The 15,774-nt window shown below is 65.5% G+C and carries 14 protein-coding genes; 7 read left to right on the top strand and 7 right to left on the bottom strand.

Annotated elements, in window-relative coordinates:
• Positions 1–196: 196 nt before the first annotated feature.
• Together ACT6QG_RS08040 and mutY are read right to left on the bottom strand one after the other, a co-directional pair.
• Positions 197–757, bottom strand: coding sequence for a prolyl-tRNA synthetase associated domain-containing protein (locus ACT6QG_RS08040; RefSeq protein WP_444977055.1), 561 nt, complete (start codon positions 755–757; stop codon positions 197–199).
• A gap of 137 nt (positions 758–894) precedes the next feature.
• Positions 895–2,007, bottom strand: a complete 1,113-nt coding sequence (gene mutY / locus ACT6QG_RS08035) for an A/G-specific adenine glycosylase (RefSeq protein ID WP_444977423.1) — start codon at positions 2,005–2,007, stop codon at positions 895–897.
• A gap of 179 nt (positions 2,008–2,186) precedes the next feature.
• Between mutY and ACT6QG_RS08030 the strand changes: the two genes are divergently transcribed.
• Positions 2,187–2,840 carry a 5'-methylthioadenosine/S-adenosylhomocysteine nucleosidase gene (locus ACT6QG_RS08030; RefSeq protein ID WP_444977054.1) on the top strand — a complete coding sequence of 218 codons (654 nt, stop codon included), beginning with the start codon at positions 2,187–2,189 and terminating at the stop codon, positions 2,838–2,840.
• Positions 2,841–2,874: 34 nt separating this feature from the next.
• Positions 2,875–4,176 (top strand): RsmB/NOP family class I SAM-dependent RNA methyltransferase, encoded by a 1,302-nt coding sequence (locus ACT6QG_RS08025; protein WP_444977053.1) that lies wholly within the window; start codon positions 2,875–2,877, stop codon positions 4,174–4,176.
• 49 nt (positions 4,177–4,225) lie between these two features.
• Here ACT6QG_RS08025 and ACT6QG_RS08020 read toward each other — a convergent pair whose 3' ends face one another.
• Complete coding sequence (locus ACT6QG_RS08020) at positions 4,226–4,720, bottom strand: PAS domain-containing protein (RefSeq protein ID WP_444977052.1); 495 nt, start codon at positions 4,718–4,720, stop codon at positions 4,226–4,228.
• A gap of 236 nt (positions 4,721–4,956) precedes the next feature.
• Between ACT6QG_RS08020 and ACT6QG_RS08015 the strand changes: the two genes are divergently transcribed.
• The 3 genes from ACT6QG_RS08015 to ACT6QG_RS08005 all read left to right on the top strand — a co-directional run bounded on the left by ACT6QG_RS08015 (position 4,957) and on the right by ACT6QG_RS08005 (position 10,174).
• Positions 4,957–5,637: a TetR/AcrR family transcriptional regulator gene (locus ACT6QG_RS08015; RefSeq protein WP_444977051.1), complete on the top strand. Its 681-nt coding sequence runs from the start codon at positions 4,957–4,959 to the stop codon at positions 5,635–5,637.
• Between the two features lie 125 nt (positions 5,638–5,762).
• Positions 5,763–7,046 (top strand): efflux RND transporter periplasmic adaptor subunit, encoded by a 1,284-nt coding sequence (locus ACT6QG_RS08010; RefSeq protein ID WP_444977050.1) that lies wholly within the window; start codon positions 5,763–5,765, stop codon positions 7,044–7,046.
• Positions 7,046–10,174 (top strand): efflux RND transporter permease subunit, encoded by a 3,129-nt coding sequence (locus ACT6QG_RS08005; protein WP_444977049.1) that lies wholly within the window; start codon positions 7,046–7,048, stop codon positions 10,172–10,174. The genes ACT6QG_RS08010 and ACT6QG_RS08005 overlap by 1 nt, the downstream gene beginning before the upstream one ends.
• A 126-nt stretch (positions 10,175–10,300) precedes the next feature.
• Here the strand turns inward: ACT6QG_RS08005 and panB are convergent, their stop codons facing one another.
• Positions 10,301–11,134, bottom strand: coding sequence for a 3-methyl-2-oxobutanoate hydroxymethyltransferase (gene panB, locus ACT6QG_RS08000; protein ID WP_444977048.1), 834 nt, complete (start codon positions 11,132–11,134; stop codon positions 10,301–10,303).
• Positions 11,135–11,352: 218 nt separating this feature from the next.
• Between panB and ACT6QG_RS07995 the strand changes: the two genes are divergently transcribed.
• Together ACT6QG_RS07995 and guaB are read left to right on the top strand one after the other, a co-directional pair.
• Positions 11,353–11,844, top strand: a complete 492-nt coding sequence (locus ACT6QG_RS07995; RefSeq protein ID WP_444977047.1) for a L,D-transpeptidase — start codon at positions 11,353–11,355, stop codon at positions 11,842–11,844.
• Positions 11,845–12,056: 212 nt separating this feature from the next.
• Positions 12,057–13,574, top strand: a complete 1,518-nt coding sequence (guaB, locus tag ACT6QG_RS07990) for an IMP dehydrogenase (RefSeq protein ID WP_444977046.1) — start codon at positions 12,057–12,059, stop codon at positions 13,572–13,574.
• Positions 13,575–13,749: 175 nt separating this feature from the next.
• Here the strand turns inward: guaB and ACT6QG_RS07985 are convergent, their stop codons facing one another.
• From ACT6QG_RS07985 to ACT6QG_RS07975, 3 genes are all read right to left on the bottom strand, one after another.
• Positions 13,750–14,067, bottom strand: coding sequence for a hypothetical protein (locus ACT6QG_RS07985; protein ID WP_444977045.1), 318 nt, complete (start codon positions 14,065–14,067; stop codon positions 13,750–13,752).
• A gap of 90 nt (positions 14,068–14,157) precedes the next feature.
• The gene (gmk, locus tag ACT6QG_RS07980; RefSeq protein WP_444977422.1) at positions 14,158–14,763 is read right to left on the bottom strand and encodes a guanylate kinase; all 606 of its coding nucleotides are present in this window, start codon (positions 14,761–14,763) and stop codon (positions 14,158–14,160) included.
• Positions 14,764–14,853: 90 nt separating this feature from the next.
• On the bottom strand, positions 14,854–15,726 hold the full coding sequence (locus ACT6QG_RS07975; RefSeq protein WP_444977044.1) for a YicC/YloC family endoribonuclease: 873 nt from the start codon (positions 15,724–15,726) through the stop codon (positions 14,854–14,856).
• Between the last annotated feature and the right edge of the window lie 48 nt (positions 15,727–15,774).

Here is a 15,774-nt window from a genome sequence, read left to right as displayed (position 1 = left end):
CGGAAATCGTGAATTCCGGATGCGCTGACCCCCCACGGGTTCCAGCCCTGTCGCCTCTCTGGCAGCAGGGCCTGCCAAACACACAGCGCGGAACAGGCTTTCAACCGTTTCCTCTGGGCAACTTCAGGCAGTGCTCTTCACAAAAGGAGCACTGCTCTTTTCTGTTTGCCGGCCTGTCTCCCGCCCTGCCTGCCCATCAGTTCCCGCTGCCGGCTCCGTCCTCCGGCGCGGACGCGGATTCGGGCGCGGGCTCAGCGGCCCCGCCTGCCATATCCAGCCACACGGGCTCATGCCCGGTGAGAGCCAGAAAAGCACGCAGGGCATCCGGGGCCAGAATGGTCGTGCGTTCATTGGTCAGCGGGTGGCAGCCAATATGTGCGGCCTCCATCAGGGCGGAATCGATGGCGACACGCACCTGATGACCCCTATCATTCGCCAGCGCCAGAAGCGTCACCGCGCCCGGAACCACACCCAGATGCTCCATCAGCAATTCGGGCGCGGCAAAGGAGAGGGAGCCGCGAGCCCCCAGAGGCGCCCGTAGCCCCTTCAGATTCACCACCGCATCCTCGCTCAGGGTGACGAGATAGAGAGTCTTCTTCGCATCCCGCAGGAAGAGATTCTTGGTGTGCACACCCGGAATTTCTCCCCGCAAGGCCTTGGACTCCTCGACAGTGCGCAGGGGCCGATGCTGGAAGGTCTCACAGGCAATGCCGTGGCTGGCCAGAAGGGCCAGAAGCGAGTCCGGTGTCAGGGCCATTGATGTCTCCGGTTCAGGGCGGATCCTGGAAAGGGTGCTGGCGCTTGTATCCACAGCCCGCGTCCGCATCGTCCTGATGCCAGGCCGCGCGCATGGCGCCGGAAGGGTTTTACAGCAGTCGCTGACAGGGCGAACCCTCAGGCGCTCTTTCGCCCGCGCAGGGGCGGCTTGTCTGCCCGGCCATGGGCCAGCACCTTTCGCATGAGGGAGGGCAGCGCCTCGGCATCGAAATCGCGGGGCAGCACGAAGCGCATCCCCTCGGGTGGCGGGACGTCCATGGGAAGATCGGCCCGCCACACGGTGAATTCCAGCGCGAAATGGGTGAAGACATGGCGCACCACGCCCGGCAATTGCCGCCATGTCGCGGCAAGCGGGGCAAAGGCCAGGGGATCTGCCGGCATGTCCCCCTCCGATGCGGACCATGGGCTGGAAGGCACCTCGGTCATATGCGCCAGCAGGCCCTTTTGCGGGCGGGTGCGCAGCAGCACCGCCCCATCGGCGCGCACCACCAGATAGGCCAGAGCGCGGCGCTCGGGCTTCGGCGCCTTCTTCATTTTCAGCGGATAGCGCAGCATCGTGCCCTCCGCCCGCGCCCGGCACGGGGTGGAGAGCGGGCACAGGGCGCAGGCGGGGGATTTGGGCGTGCAGATGGTCGCCCCCAGATCCATCATGGCCTGCACATGGTCCCCGGGCCGGGCATGATCGGTCAGTTCGGCGGCAATGCCGCGAATGGCCGGCTTGGCCTTCGGCAGGGCTTCCTCCACCGCAAACAGGCGCGTCACTACCCGTTCCACATTGCCATCCACCGGACTGGCGGGCAGGTCAAAGGCGATGGCGGCGATGGCGGCAGCGGTATAGGGGCCAATGCCGGGCAATTCCAGCAGCGCGGCCTCATCGGCCGGGAATGCGCCACCATGGCGCTCCACCACCGCCTGCGCGCATTTGTGCAGGTTGCGGGCGCGGGCATAATAGCCAAGACCGGCCCATGCCGAGAGCACCTCTTCCAGCGGGGCCGCGGCCAGATGCGACACGGTGGGCCAGCGCATGAGAAAGGCGCCGAAATAGGGAATGACCGCCTTCACCGTGGTCTGCTGGAGCATGATCTCGGACAGGAACACATGGTAGGGCTCCGCCCTCTGCCCGGCCGGCGCGCGCCAGGGCAGTGTGCGGCGGTGCACATCATACCAGGCCAGAAGCGCGGTGCTGTAGGGATGCGGGCTGGACGCGGAGGCTGAAGATGTCACGTGCATTCCGGGCAGGAGCGGTGCGGGCGGCAGAAGCGGGCGGATCTGAAGCCCCCTCGAAACTGGAGCCATTCCATACCACACTCGCGGCCTTCTTCCATGGCCGCGCCCCTCCCGCATTGACAGACAAGCCCCATGGGCGGAGGACTGCCCCTTTCAAGCGCTTCTCTCCCCCAGGTGATTCCATGTCCGACCCGACCCGCCATCTTCTGTCCATCGGCGGTGTGCGCGTGCTGTTCGTCATGGCCGCGCCCGAGGAATACGGGCCACATCTGCAAAAGCGCATCAACCCGCTCATCACCGGCATCGGCCCGGTGGAGGCGGCGGTCGAGACGACCCGGGCGCTGACCCTTCTGGAACGGGCCGGCCAGTTGCCGCATCTGGTCTTCTCCCTCGGTTCCGCCGGCTCACGCGTGCTGGAGCATGCGCATATCTATCAGGTGACCCATGTGGCCTATCGCGACATGGATGCCTCGGCGATCGGCTTTGAGAAGGGCTGCACACCGAATGTGGAGGAGCCGGCGCAGATTGCCCTGCCCTGTCACATTGCCGGCCTGCCCGGCGCCACTCTGGCCACGGGCGGTTCAATCGTTTCCGGCGCGGCCTATGATGCCATCGAACAGGACATGGTGGACATGGAGACATTCGCCATTCTGCGCGCGGCACGGCGCTTTTCCCTCCCCCTCATGGGCCTGCGCGGCATCAGCGACGGGCATAGCGAGCTTGAACGCTACGAGGACTGGACCGATTATCTCCACATCATCGATGAAAGGCTGGGGTCGGCTCTCGATCTCTTCTTCGGCCAGACACAGGCGCACGGCCTGATACCCGCCAGCTGATCACAACACGACACGAGTTCGGAGCTTCACGCGCATGACCCCAGCCGCCCGCCTTTCTGCCGCTATCGAAATTCTGGCCGGCATGGTCGAGCGCCGCCGACCCGTGGCAGAAGCGATCCGCGAATGGGGGCAGACCCATCGTTTCGCCGGTTCCGGTGATCGCGCCGCCATTGCCGGGGTGGTGTATGACACATTGCGCCGCCGGGCCTCCGCCGCCGCGCTGATGGGCTCGGAAGAGCCGCGCGCGCTGGTGCTGGGCATGCTGAAGGTGGTGCGGGGCCTCGATCTGGCGCAGATCGGCGCCTTGGCCGATGGCTCACGCTTTGCGCCCGCCCCCCTTTCGGCGGATGAACGGGCATGCATCGAGAATGGCAGCCTTGAGGATGCCCCGCCTTTCGTGCGGGGGGACTATCCGCAATGGCTTCATGCCTCGCTGCGCCATGTGTTCGGGGATGATGTGGTGGCGGAAGGAGAGGCGCTGGCCACCCGTGCGCCGCTGGATCTGCGGGTCAACAGCCTGAAGGCCACGCTGGAGGATGCGCGCGCCGCCCTCTCCCATCTGGATCCCGGGCCGGGCCGCTTCTCTCCCCTCACATTGCGTATCCATCTGGATTCGGAAGGCAAGGCTCCGCCGGTTTCATCCGAGCCGGCCTTTCTGAAGGGCGAGGTGGAAGTGCAGGATGAAGGCTCCCAGCTCGCCGCCTTCATCGCCCGCCCACTGCCGGGCACGCAGGTGCTGGACCTGTGCGCGGGTGCTGGCGGCAAGACGCTGGAACTGGCGGCGCTGATGGACAATAGCGGCCAGATCTATGCCTATGATTCCGACATCCGCCGCCTGAAGCCGCTGCATGAGCGCATCAGCCGGGCCGGTGTGCGCAATGTGCAGGTGCGCAGCCCGCGCGGGGCAGAGCCGGTTCTTGAGGACCTGAAGGGCAAGATGGATCTGGTGCTGGTGGATGCCCCCTGCACCGGCACCGGCACATGGCGTCGCAACCCGGATGCCAAATGGCGCATGCGCCCCGGCGCACTGGCCCAGCGCACCAGCGAGCAGACAAAAATCCTTGCCGATGCCGTGCGTTATGTGCGCCCCGGCGGTCGCCTCGTCTATGTCACCTGCTCCCTGCTGGATGAGGAGAATGGGGCGCAGATCCGTGCCCTTCTCTCCAACCATGCCGCCTTTTCCCCTCTCGCCCCGGCAGAGGCCGCACTGGCGCTGGGCGAACGGGGGGTGGACCTGGCGCAGGCCGCCCTCATCACCCGCGAGGGCCTGCTGATGACCCCGCGCCGCACCGGCACGGACGGCTTCTTCGTGAGCGTGCTGCAACGCGCGGCCTGAATGTGTCCGGGCGGGCCCCCGGCCCCGCCCGGGGGCCCGCAAGCGCCAGTCAGGCAGGCGGATGCGCCGCCAGCCTGTCCTTCAGCACCTTCATCTCGTTGAACTTCTTCGTCACATCCCGCAGCACGGCGATCAGCGCGCGCACCTTCCCGTCTGTGCCCTTCAGCATGGTGATGGTGAATTCCAGCGAAATGCGGTGCCCATCCTTGTGCAGCCCGGGCACGGCCAGCAGGTCACCCGCGCCATAATGGCTGTGACCGGAGGCAAGGGCGGCATCATAGCCGGCCCAGTGCCGCGCACGCAGATTCTCGGGCACGATGATGTCCAGGGACTGGCCCAGCGCCTCCGCGCCGGAAAAGCCGAAAATGCGCTCCGCACCGGCATTCCAGAGAACGATCCGCCCCTGCGCATCACTCGCCACCACCGCATCGGCAATGCTGTTGACCAGAGCATCACCAAAATCGGCGCGGGAAAACTCCGGGGCAATCGCCGCCGGAAGGTGACCGGCGTCTGCTCTCGTCTCGTTTTCTGCACTGTTTCCCATGATTTCCTCCCCCGAAACCGGCGCATGGCTGCCCGCACATGCGTAGAACCAGCATAAGGCCGGGAGAGGTATTTTCATAACAATTCCAGACTGGGCCGGCACGCTCCCCCTGCACCGCCTGCGCGGGCGGGAAATCCGGGCGGAATGCAGAAGGTCCCCCAAACCATCTCTTGTCAGGAAAACGGCGTTCGATTAAATGCGAATGAACATTCGCTCTCATTTCGGAAAGGTGGCCGGTGCCCCCTCACTCCAAGGCCTCTCCCCCCGGGGAGCATCCGCCGGCTGACGCCCCGCCTGCCCCCTCGCGCGCGGAGCTGAAGCGCGCCGAACGGCGGAAAGCGATTCTCGAAGCGGCAGGCGCGTGTTTTGCGCGTGACGGCTTCCATGGCACCTCCATGCAGAAGATCTGCGCCGAGGCACGCATGAGCCCGGGCGCGCTCTACCGCTATTTTCCCTCCAAGGAAGCCATCATCGCCGCCATCGTGCAGGACCAGCGGACGGAATGGCTGAAGCTGTTTCACGATATTCACGAGCAGCCCAACATCATCTCGGCCCTCACGGACACGCTCACCCTGATGCTGTCCGATCCGGATGTGAACACCGCCTGCCTTGGCCCGGAGATCATGGCCGAGGCCATTCGCAACACCGCCCTGCGCCAGACCCTGGCCGATGAGGAGGAGCTCACCCGCGGCCTGTTGAGCGATGCCCTCGCAACGGCTGTGACGCGCGGCGAGATCGACCCCGCCATCCCGCTGGAAGATATCGTCATCCTTCTTCAGATCATGGCGGATGGCGCGGTGCTGCATCACCTTCTGCACCCGGAATGGAAATTGCCGGAACGCCTGCCGGGCTATGCCCGCCTCACCAGCCGCATGCTGGCCCCGCCTGGAACACCAGACCCCGGGGAAAAGGCATGACGGCAGCAACTGGCCCCGCTCTTTCCCCTGCATCCATGGGGACCACCGCACGCTCCCCGGCCCGTGGCCCGCACCCGTCCGTCTCCCGCCCCGATTTCCGCTCCTCTCAGGAACACAGCCCTCTCATGCCCCATTCCACTTCTGGCCAGAACCGGGCACATCCCCTCCACGGCCTCCTGCCTGCCTTGCGGCCATTCTCCCCCGCGCCCCGCACGGCGCTGGCGCTGGGCCTTGCGGCCCTGCTGCTGCCAGCCCTGCCACAGGCCCTGAAAGCGCAGGAGAGCGCATCTGCCCCCGCGCCTTCCGCCTTGACGGTTTCCGTGGTGTCACCACAGGCCGCGCGCCTGCCGGAGACACTGCTCATCACCGGCTCGCTGCGTCCCCGGGAAGAGATCGAGGTGGGGCCTGAGATTGAGGGGCACCGGCTGGAAAGCGTGCTGGTGGAAGCCGGAGACCATGTAGAAAAGGGGCAGGTTCTGGCCCGCCTCTCCCGCGATGTTCTGGAAACGCAGCTGGCGCAGAACACCGCCCATGCCGCCAAGGCCCGCGCCGCCATCGCCCAGCAGCGCGCGGCGCTGGATCAGGCTCTGGCGCAGGAAACGGAAGCCACGTCCGCCGTCGACCGCGCCCGCCGGTTGCGCGCCTCCGGCACCGCATCACAGGAAACGCTGGATGAGCGCGAGCGGGCGGTGAAGGTTGCCAGCGCTCAGGTGGCCGCCGCCCGCGAGGCGCTGTCCGCCGCCGAGGCCGAAGAGGTCTTCGTGAAGGCCCAGCGCGATGAGATCGAGGTGCGGCTGAACCGGACCGAGGTTCGCGCCCCCGCCTCCGGCATCATTCTTTCGCGTGATGCCCGGGTGGGTGCCATCGCCCTTTCCGCCCGCACCACGCCGCTGTTCCGCATTGCCGAGGACGGCCATATCGATCTTGATGCGGAAGTGCCGGAAGTGGCCATGCCCCGCATGGCGACGCGGCTTGAGGCAGAGGTTCTCCCCGCCGGGTTCGACAAGCCCCTCACCGGCCATGTGCGTCTTGTTTCCGCCGAGGTGGATCAGGCATCGCGCCTCGGGCGCGTGCGCATTGCGCTGCCGGAAGATGCGCGCCTGAAGCCGGGTGTGTATGCCCGCGCGCAGGTCATTCTGGGCGAGAAGAGCGGTCTGGTGGTGCCCCAATCGGCCGTGATGTTCGATGCGACGGGGGCCTATGTCCTTGTTGTGGAGGATGATCTGGTCGCAGAGCGACGCATTGTGCCCGGCCTGAAAAGCGGCGGGAAGGTACTGGTGACACAGGGCCTCTCCCCCACTGACCGGGTGGTGGCCCGCGCCGGCGGCTTCCTGCGCGCCGGAGACCGGGTCCGTCCCGTGGTCGAGCAGGTCCCGGTCCTTGGCATTCCCGCAGGGGGGCCGCGCTGATGGCCTTCAACATCTCCGCATGGTCGATCCGCAATCCGGTTCCCCCGCTGGTCCTGTTCGTCATCCTCACTTTGCTCGGCATCGTGTTCTTCCGCACCCTGCCGGTGACGCAGATGCCGAATATCGACCTGCCCATTGTCACTGTCGCCATCACCCAGAGCGGAGCCGCGCCCAGCGAGCTGGAAACGCAGGTGACCAAGAAGGTCGAGAACTCCATTGCCGGCGTGGCGGGTGTGAAGCACATCACATCCTCCATCACGGAAGGCGCCAGTGTCACCACCATCGAGTTCCATCTGGAAACCGATGTGGACCGGGCGGTGAACGACACCCGTGACGCGGTGACCAAGATCCGCACCGACCTGCCCCGCAATATTGATGAACCGCTGATCCAGCGTGTCGATATCGAGGGGCTGCCCATCGTCACCTATGCGGTCTCCACCTCCTCCATGAATGCGCCGGAACTGTCATGGTTCGTGGATGACACCCTCTCGCGCGCGCTTCAGGGCATTCGCGGTGTGGGCGGCGTCACCCGGCAGGGCGGCATGGACCGGGAAATCCGCATCGCGCTGGACCCGGACCGGCTGATGTCCCTGGGCATCACGGCGGCGGAGGTCAGCCGCCAGTTGCGCGCCACCAATCTCGACATTGCCGGCGGGCGCGGCGAGGTGGGCCTGCAGGAGCAGTCCATCCGCACGCTCGCGGGCGCGCATGACATGGACGAGCTGGGCGATACCCGCATCGTGCTCTCCAATGGCCGCCATGTGCGGCTGAAGGATCTGGGCACCGTGAGCGATGCGGCGGCAGAGCAGCGCGTGTTCGCCCGGCTGGACGGCAAGGATGTGGTGACCTTCGCCATCTCCCGCGCCAAGGGCTTCTCCGATGTGGCCGTCTATGATCTGGTCGCCCAGGAGGTGGAGCGCCTGCGCAAGGCCTATCCCGATGTCACCTTCACCGAGATCGACACCACCGTGCGCTATACCAAGGCGGATTATGCCTCGGCCATGAGCACCCTCATCGAGGGCGCCATTCTGGCCGTGGTGGTGGTGTTCCTCTTCCTGCGCGACTGGCGTGCCACCATCATCACCGCCCTGACCATCCCGCTCTCCATCCTGCCCACCTTCTGGGTGATGGACATGATGGGCTTCTCGCTCAATGCGGTGAGCCTGCTCGCCATCACTCTGGTGACAGGCATTCTGGTGGATGACGCCATTGTCGAGATCGAGAATATCGTGCGCCACATGCGCGAGGGCAAATCGCCCTATCGCGCAGCCATGGAGGCAGCGGACGAGATCGGCCTTGCGGTGGTGGCCACAACGCTCACCATTGTGGCGGTGTTTGCCCCGGTTTCCTTCATGGGCGGCATTGCCGGGCAGTATTTCAAGCAGTTCGGCCTGACGGTTGCGATTGCGGTGCTGTTCTCGCTGGCCGTGGCGCGGCTCATCACGCCGCTTCTGGCGGCCTATTTCATGAAGGCGAACCACAAGCCCCACGGGCGCGAGGGGCGGGTGATGCGCACCTATCTGCGCCTGCTCGGCTGGTCCCTGCGCAACCGCCTTGCCACCATTGCCATGGGGCTGGGCATCTTCATCGGCACCATCTTCCTCTCCACCCTGCTGCCGTCGGACTTCCTGCCCAATAACGACATCTCCCGCTCCCTGCTCACGGTGGAACTGCCGCCGGGCACGACGCTGGCCGAAACCCAGCGCGTGTCCGACCAGATCACCGACATGCTGAAGGAGCGCCCCGAGGTCTCCAGCATCTATGCCACCGCAGGCGGCAGCACCCAGTCCATTCTTGCCGCAGCGGCGGGCGAGGTGCGCAAGGCGCAGATCATCATCAATCTGAAACCGCGCGCCGAACGGGAGCTGGACCAGAAGAGCTTCGAGAAGGAGATCAATACCCGCCTGCTCACCATTCCCGACATGCGCTTCACCTGGAGCTCGGACGGGCAGAACACCCAGCGCGGGTTCCAGCTCGTGGTCTCGGGCGATGATGGTGAAGCGGTGGAAAAGGCGGCGCTGGCGCTGGAGAAGGATATTCGCGACCATCTGCCCATTCTGGCCAATGTGGTCTCCTCCGCCGCTCTCGACCGGCCGGAAATCCGCATCGTTCCCAAGCTGGACGAGGCGGCGGAACTGGGTGTTTCGGTGGATGCCATCGCCGAGACGGTGCGGATCGCCACCATTGGCGACATCTCCGCCAATCTCGCCAAATTCTCGGCGGGGGACCGGCAGATCGACATTCGCGTGCAGCTGGATGAGGAGGCGCGCCGCCGCCTCTCCACCTTCGATGCGCTGAAGGTGCCCACCGCCAAGGGCGGCGCTGTGCCGCTCTCCTCCGTTGCCCATATCCAGTTCGGCAAGGGGCCGACGGCGCTGGACCGCTATGACCGCGCCAGGCGCATTGCGGTGGAGGCGGACCTTGTGGGCGCAACCCCGCTCGGCCTCGCGCTGGAGCAGGTGAAGGCCCTGCCTTCAGCCCGCAACCTGCCCCCCGGCGTAACGCTGAAGGAAGCCGGCGACGCGGAAATCATGGGTGAGGTCTTTTCCGGCTTCGCCATGGCGATGGGCGCGGGGCTGATGCTGATGCTGGCGGTGCTGGTGCTGCTGTTCCATGATGTGTTGCAGCCCATCACCATCCTCATCTCGCTGCCGCTCTCGGTGGGCGGGGCCTTCATCGCCTTGCTGCTGACAGGCCATGCCCTCTCCCTGCCGGTGGTGATCGGCTTCCTGATGCTGATGGGCATCGTCACCAAGAACGCGATCTTGCTGGTGGACTTCACCATAGAGGCCATCCATGCCGGGGTGGACCGCACCACCGCCCTGCTGGAAGCCGGCCGCAAGCGCGCACAGCCCATCATCATGACCACCATCGCCATGGCCGCCGGCATGCTGCCCTCGGCGCTGGCGCTGGGAGAAGGCGGGGCGTTTCGCGCGCCCATGGCCATTGCGGTGATTGGCGGGCTCATTGCCTCCACCGTGCTCTCGCTGGTGTTCGTGCCGGCCATGTTCACGGTGATGGATGACCTGAGCCGGTTCCTCGGGCGCATCTTCGGCCGGTTCATCGGCGGGCGCGACGAGGAGGACAGTCTCCCGCCCGCAGGAAAGAGGGAGCACGGCCCGGCCTGATTCCGCCCCTCCCACATGTTCCCGGATTGCCGGAGGCCCTGTCGCCCCCGACAATCCGGCCAGATGAAGCCCCCGGATGCAAAAAGCCCCTCTTGCGAGGGGCTTTTCATGTTCAGCAGGAATGGATCATTCCGCCGGCTTCTGCGCCGGAGCGCCATAGACATTCTCCGGCCCCGGGAAAGTGCGCTGGCGCACCTCATCGGCATAGGCAACCACGGCTTCCTCGATCTGCTCACCCAGATCCGCGAACTTGCGGACGAATTTGGGCACGCGCTCGCTCAGCCCCAGCATGTCTTCCAGAACCAGAATCTGGCCATCGCACCGGACAGAACCGCCGATGCCGATGGTGGGGATCGCCACTTCCTGGGTGATGCGATCAGCCAGGGATTCGGCCACCGCCTCCACCACCAGGGCGAAGGCCCCCGCTTCTGCAATGGCGCAGGCATCCTCCAGAATGAGATCGGCCTCGCCCTCGTCACGTCCGCGCGCCTTGAAGGAGCCCAGCGTGTTGATGGCCTGCGGGGTCATGCCCACATGGCCCATGACCGGCACGCCGCGATCCACCAGAAAGCGCACGGTCTCGGCCATGTGCTTGCCGCCTTCCAGCTTCACCGCCCCGGCTCCGGTTTCCTTCAGGATCCGGCTGGCGGTGTGGAAAGCCTCCAGCGGGCTGCCCTCATAGGAGCCGAATGGCAGATCCACCACCACCAGAGCCCGGCGCGTGCCGCGCATCACCGCGCGGCCATGCATGACCATCATGTCGACCGTGACCGGCACGGTGCTCTCCATGCCGTGCATCACCATGCCCAGGCTGTCACCCACAAGGATGAAATCGACATGGTCATCCATCAGCCGGGCGGTATGCGCGTGATAGGAGGTTAGCGATACAATCGGATCACCGCCCTTGCGGGCCCGGATCTGCGGCGCCGTAATACGGCGGACAGGTGCCTGAATGGACATGACGCTCCTCTGCTTCCCTATTTCTATCCGGGGATGCGGCCTGCTTGCGGCAAAGCGGCACCCTCCGGCCCCCGCCTTGATTGGTAGGCCAGACATGCCCGGGGCACCAGCCCCGCAATGGGGCTGTGCATCGTAAATGTTTCATGAATTGCGGCTTGTCCCCCCCGGCCGCCATGGCATAGTGCCCTCAGGGCAGGCGGAACGGGGAGGCATGGGCCATGCATGCGGACACCATGGGCGGCGCACATTTCTTCAAGCCGGGGCATGGCCTTGCCTGCAGGCTGGCGCTTCTGGCAGCCGTCATGGCGGCCCTTTTCCTGCCGGTCCTCATGCCCGCGGGGGCGCAGGCGGCCGCTGTGGTGGCGCAGGTGGATCTCACCCGCCAGCGCATGATCGTGAAGGTGAACGGCGTGCAGCGCTACAGCTGGCCTGTCTCCACAGGCCGCAAGGGTTTCGTCACCCCCACCGGCACCTACCGCCCCCAGCGCATGCACCGCACCTATTTTTCCCGCAAATACTATAATTCCCCCATGCCCTACTCCATCTTCTTCCGGGGCGGATATGCCATTCATGGCAGCAATGCCATCGGCCAGCTCGGGCGCACCGCCTCGCATGGCTGTGTGCGTCTGAGCCCCTCCAATGCCGAGAAGCTCTTCGCGCTGGTGCAGAATCACGGGGCGGGCAACACGCTCATCCGCATCAGCCGGTAAGGTTTTGCCACACACCACCGGCCTTGCCCCGCCACCGGCGGGCACATGTGCCCCGCGCATGGCCGATGCGCGTGAAAAGAGCGTGGAAGAGGTCTTCTTTTCGTCGCTTAGACATGGTAACTGCCACTGCCAACTCGAAGCGGGGTGTGAGATGCCACGGCCCGTTCCGTCTTCAGTTCCGCGCCCCTTTCCGGGGCTATCAGGAGTTGGCAATGACTGCCCCGAATTCCTCGTCCTCCACCTCGGCGCGCACCCCTTTCCGTGAAGGCCTGACCTTCGACGATGTCCTGCTTCAGCCCGGCCCCTCCGATGTGATGCCCGGCCAGGTGGAGCTGGGAACCCGCCTCACCCGCACCATCACTCTTAACCTGCCCATCATCTCCGCCGCCATGGATACGGTGACCGAGGCGCGCCTTGCCATTGCCATGGCGCAGGCCGGCGGCATCGGCGTCATCCATCGCAATCTCTCGCTGGAAGAGCAGGCCGAGCATGTGCGCCAGGTGAAGAAGTATGAATCCGGCATGGTGGTGAACCCGGTCACCATCTTCCCGGACAATACCCTCTCCGAAGCGCTGGCCGTGATGAAGGAACATGGCATCTCCGGCATTCCGGTGGTGGAACGTGGCGCGGGCGGTGTGGCCGGCAAGCTGGTGGGCATTCTCACCAACCGCGATGTGCGCTTTGCCCATAACCCCGCCCAGCGCGTGTCCGAGCTGATGACCCGCGACAAGCTCATCACCGTGCGCAAGGGGCAGGTCAGCCAGGAAGATGCCCAGCGCCTGCTGCACCAGTATCGCATCGAAAAGCTGCTGGTGGTGGATGAGGCGGAGCGCTGTGTCGGCCTCATCACCGTGAAGGACATGGAAAAGGCCGTGGCCTACCCCAATGCCGCCAAGGATGAGCATGGCCGCCTGCGTGTCGCCGCGGCCACCACGGTGGGCGAGGATGGCTTCACCCGCGCCGAGAAGCTGATCGAGGCCGGGGTGGACCTGCTGGTGGTGGATACCGCCCACGGCCACTCCTCCAAGGTTCTCGAACAGGTGCGGCGCATCAAGGCGCTCTCTCCCGCCACGCAGATTCTGGCCGGCAATGTCGCCACCTATGATGGCACCCGCGCGCTGATCGATGCCGGCGCCGATGCCGTGAAGGTCGGCATTGGCCCGGGCTCCATCTGCACCACCCGCATCGTGGCCGGCGTGGGCGTGCCCCAGCTCACCGCCGTGATGGACGCTGTGGAGGCTGCGGCTGATACCGGCACGCCGATCATCGCCGATGGCGGCATCAAATATTCCGGTGATGTGGCCAAGGCGCTGGCCGCCGGCGCTTCCGCCGTCATGGTCGGCTCGCTGCTGGCCGGCACCGAGGAAAGCCCCGGCGAGGTGTTCCTCTATCAGGGCCGTTCCTACAAGGCCTATCGCGGCATGGGCTCGGTGGGCGCCATGGCCCGTGGCTCGGCAGACCGCTACTTCCAGGCGGAAGTGCGTGACACGCTGAAGCTGGTGCCGGAAGGCGTGGAGGGCCAGGTGGCCTATAAGGGGCCGGTTGGCGCTGTTCTCCACCAGCTGGCCGGTGGCCTGCGCGCCGCCATGGGCTATGTGGGCGGGGCGAATCTTGAGGAGTTCCGCAACAAGGCCCAGTTCGTGCGCATCTCCGCCGCCGGCCTGCGCGAGAGCCATGTGCATGATGTGATCATCACGCGCGAGAGCCCGAACTATCCCTCCAGCATCTGATGCGGAGCGGGATCTGAAGCAAAAAGCCGGCGATCATCTCGCCGGCTTTTTCATGTCTGGCGGGATACGGGCGCACCGCCCTCATGGAAGCAGGCATGCGCCAGCCTGCCGGAATTTCTCCCGGCATGACGGCGCTTTCAGGCGCGGAAAACTGTTGTGAAATTCCGGGGCGCGATCAGACCTGATCCGGTCCAGTCCTCTTCGGGGATTTGGGAGGCGTGATATCGATCATCTCGCTCTCCGCCGGCCCATCATCGAAGGGCCGCCCGGTGCGCAGGTCGAACACGGTGACACCGCCCCGGCGCCCCCACTGCATGCTGGATGGCCCACGGCCCGTGACCAGCGCATAAATGCCTCCACCCACCAGCAGAGCCATGATCACCACACCGCCCACGATCAGGAGACCGCCAACGATGGTGAAAAGCGCCAGCCCCACAAGACCCGCAACAGCAAGTCCTGCAATGCCACCGAACATGTTGAGAAGCTGTTTCATGCAGCTTCTCTATACCATCATTCTGGCAGACTTGCGACACGCACCCTGCGTCCAACCGCTTTTCGTGCGCCCGGAAGCGCCCGGCGCGGCCTAGAGCGCGGCGCGGAGGGCATTGACGAACTGCGCCAGCCCCGTCACCCGCTCCCGCTTCTGCCGCTCCGCAGCCAGAATGGCCTGAAGGCGGGCGAGGCTATCCTCCACCTCATGGTTCACGATGATATAGTCATACTCAAAATAGTGGCTGATCTCGTCCGAGGCCTCGGCCATGCGCTGGCGCACCACCTCATCCGTGTCCTGCGCGCGGGTGCGCAGGCGCTTTTCAAGATCCTCGGCGCTGGGCGGCAGAATGAACACCTTCACCAGATCCTGCGCCGCATTCTCGCTGAGCTGCTGGGTGCCCTGCCAGTCAATGTCGAACAGCACATCCTTGCCCTGCGAGAGCGCCTTCTCCACCGCGCCGCGCGGGGTTCCATACATGTTGCTGAATACGGTGGCATGCTCCAGCAGCTCACCCGCATCCCGCATGCGCGTGAAGGTCGGCACATCCGTGAAGAAATAGTCCTGCCCATGCACCTCACCCGGGCGGGGCGGGCGCGTCGTCACGGAGACGGACATGGTGATATCGCCATCATGCGCCAGCAGGCGGCGCGACAATGTGGTCTTGCCCGCACCAGAGGGCGAGGACAGGACCAGCATCAGGCCACGGCGCGTGAGCTGGCCGGGCACGGATGAGGCGGCAGGGGAGGTGCTGGAGGCGGACGAGGAAGAGGTCATGGGATCAGTACTTCACTCAATATTTTGAACCTGCTCGCGAAACTGGTCCACCAGCACTTTCAGGTTGAGCCCCAGCTTGGTCAGAGACACGGCATTGGACTTGGAGCACAGCGTATTCGCCTCGCGGTGAAACTCCTGCGCCAGAAAATCAAGCTTGCGGCCAACGGGCCCGCCCGTGGTCAGCAGCTCCTGCGCTGCGGAAACATGCGCATCCAGACGGTCCAGCTCCTCGCGTACATCGGCGCGGGTGGCGGCCAGAACGGCTTCCTGGTGCAGGCGGATCGGATCGAGCTGGGCGGCCGTATCCATCAGCATCTTCACCTGCGCCGCCAGACGCGCCTTGATGGTTTCGACACCACGCTCGCGCAGTTCCTCGGCGGATTTGAGCAGATCGGTCATCGCCTCAAGGCGTTCCCGCAGCACGCTGCCCAGCGCCGCCCCCTCGCGGGCACGCATGGCATGCAGATCCTTCAGCGCTTCATCAAACGCCTCAAGGAACACCTGCACGAGGCGCAGCCGGTCTGATTCGCTCTCGCGCACCTCGGACACATCCACAATGCCCTTGATGGTCAGCAGCGTATCGATGGTGGGAACAGCGGTGCCGAGATTCTGCGCCGTGACCTGCACGGCCTGAAGCAGAGAGGCCAGCGCATTTTCATTGACCCGCGCCACCATCTGCTCCCCCTGCCGGGTGGCGGTGAGCGTGGCGGTGACGGAACCGCGGGAGAGAACCTTGGCCGCGCGCTTGCGCACCTCCGGCTCCAGATCATCGAAACCCACCGGCAAGCGCAGGCGCAGATCCAGCCCCTTCCCGTTCACCGAGCGCAATTCCCAGGTGAAAGACCAGTTGCCAGCCGTGCCCGCAACCCGGGCAAAGGCTGTCATGCTGCCCAGCACTGTGGCCGGCGTGCTCGTCGTAGTCGCAGGCGCATT

The organism is Haloleucobacter ellipsoideus (assembly GCF_052491725.1).
The sequence above is the reverse complement of the archived record's forward strand: the minus strand, read 5'-3'. Positions and strand labels throughout refer to the sequence as shown.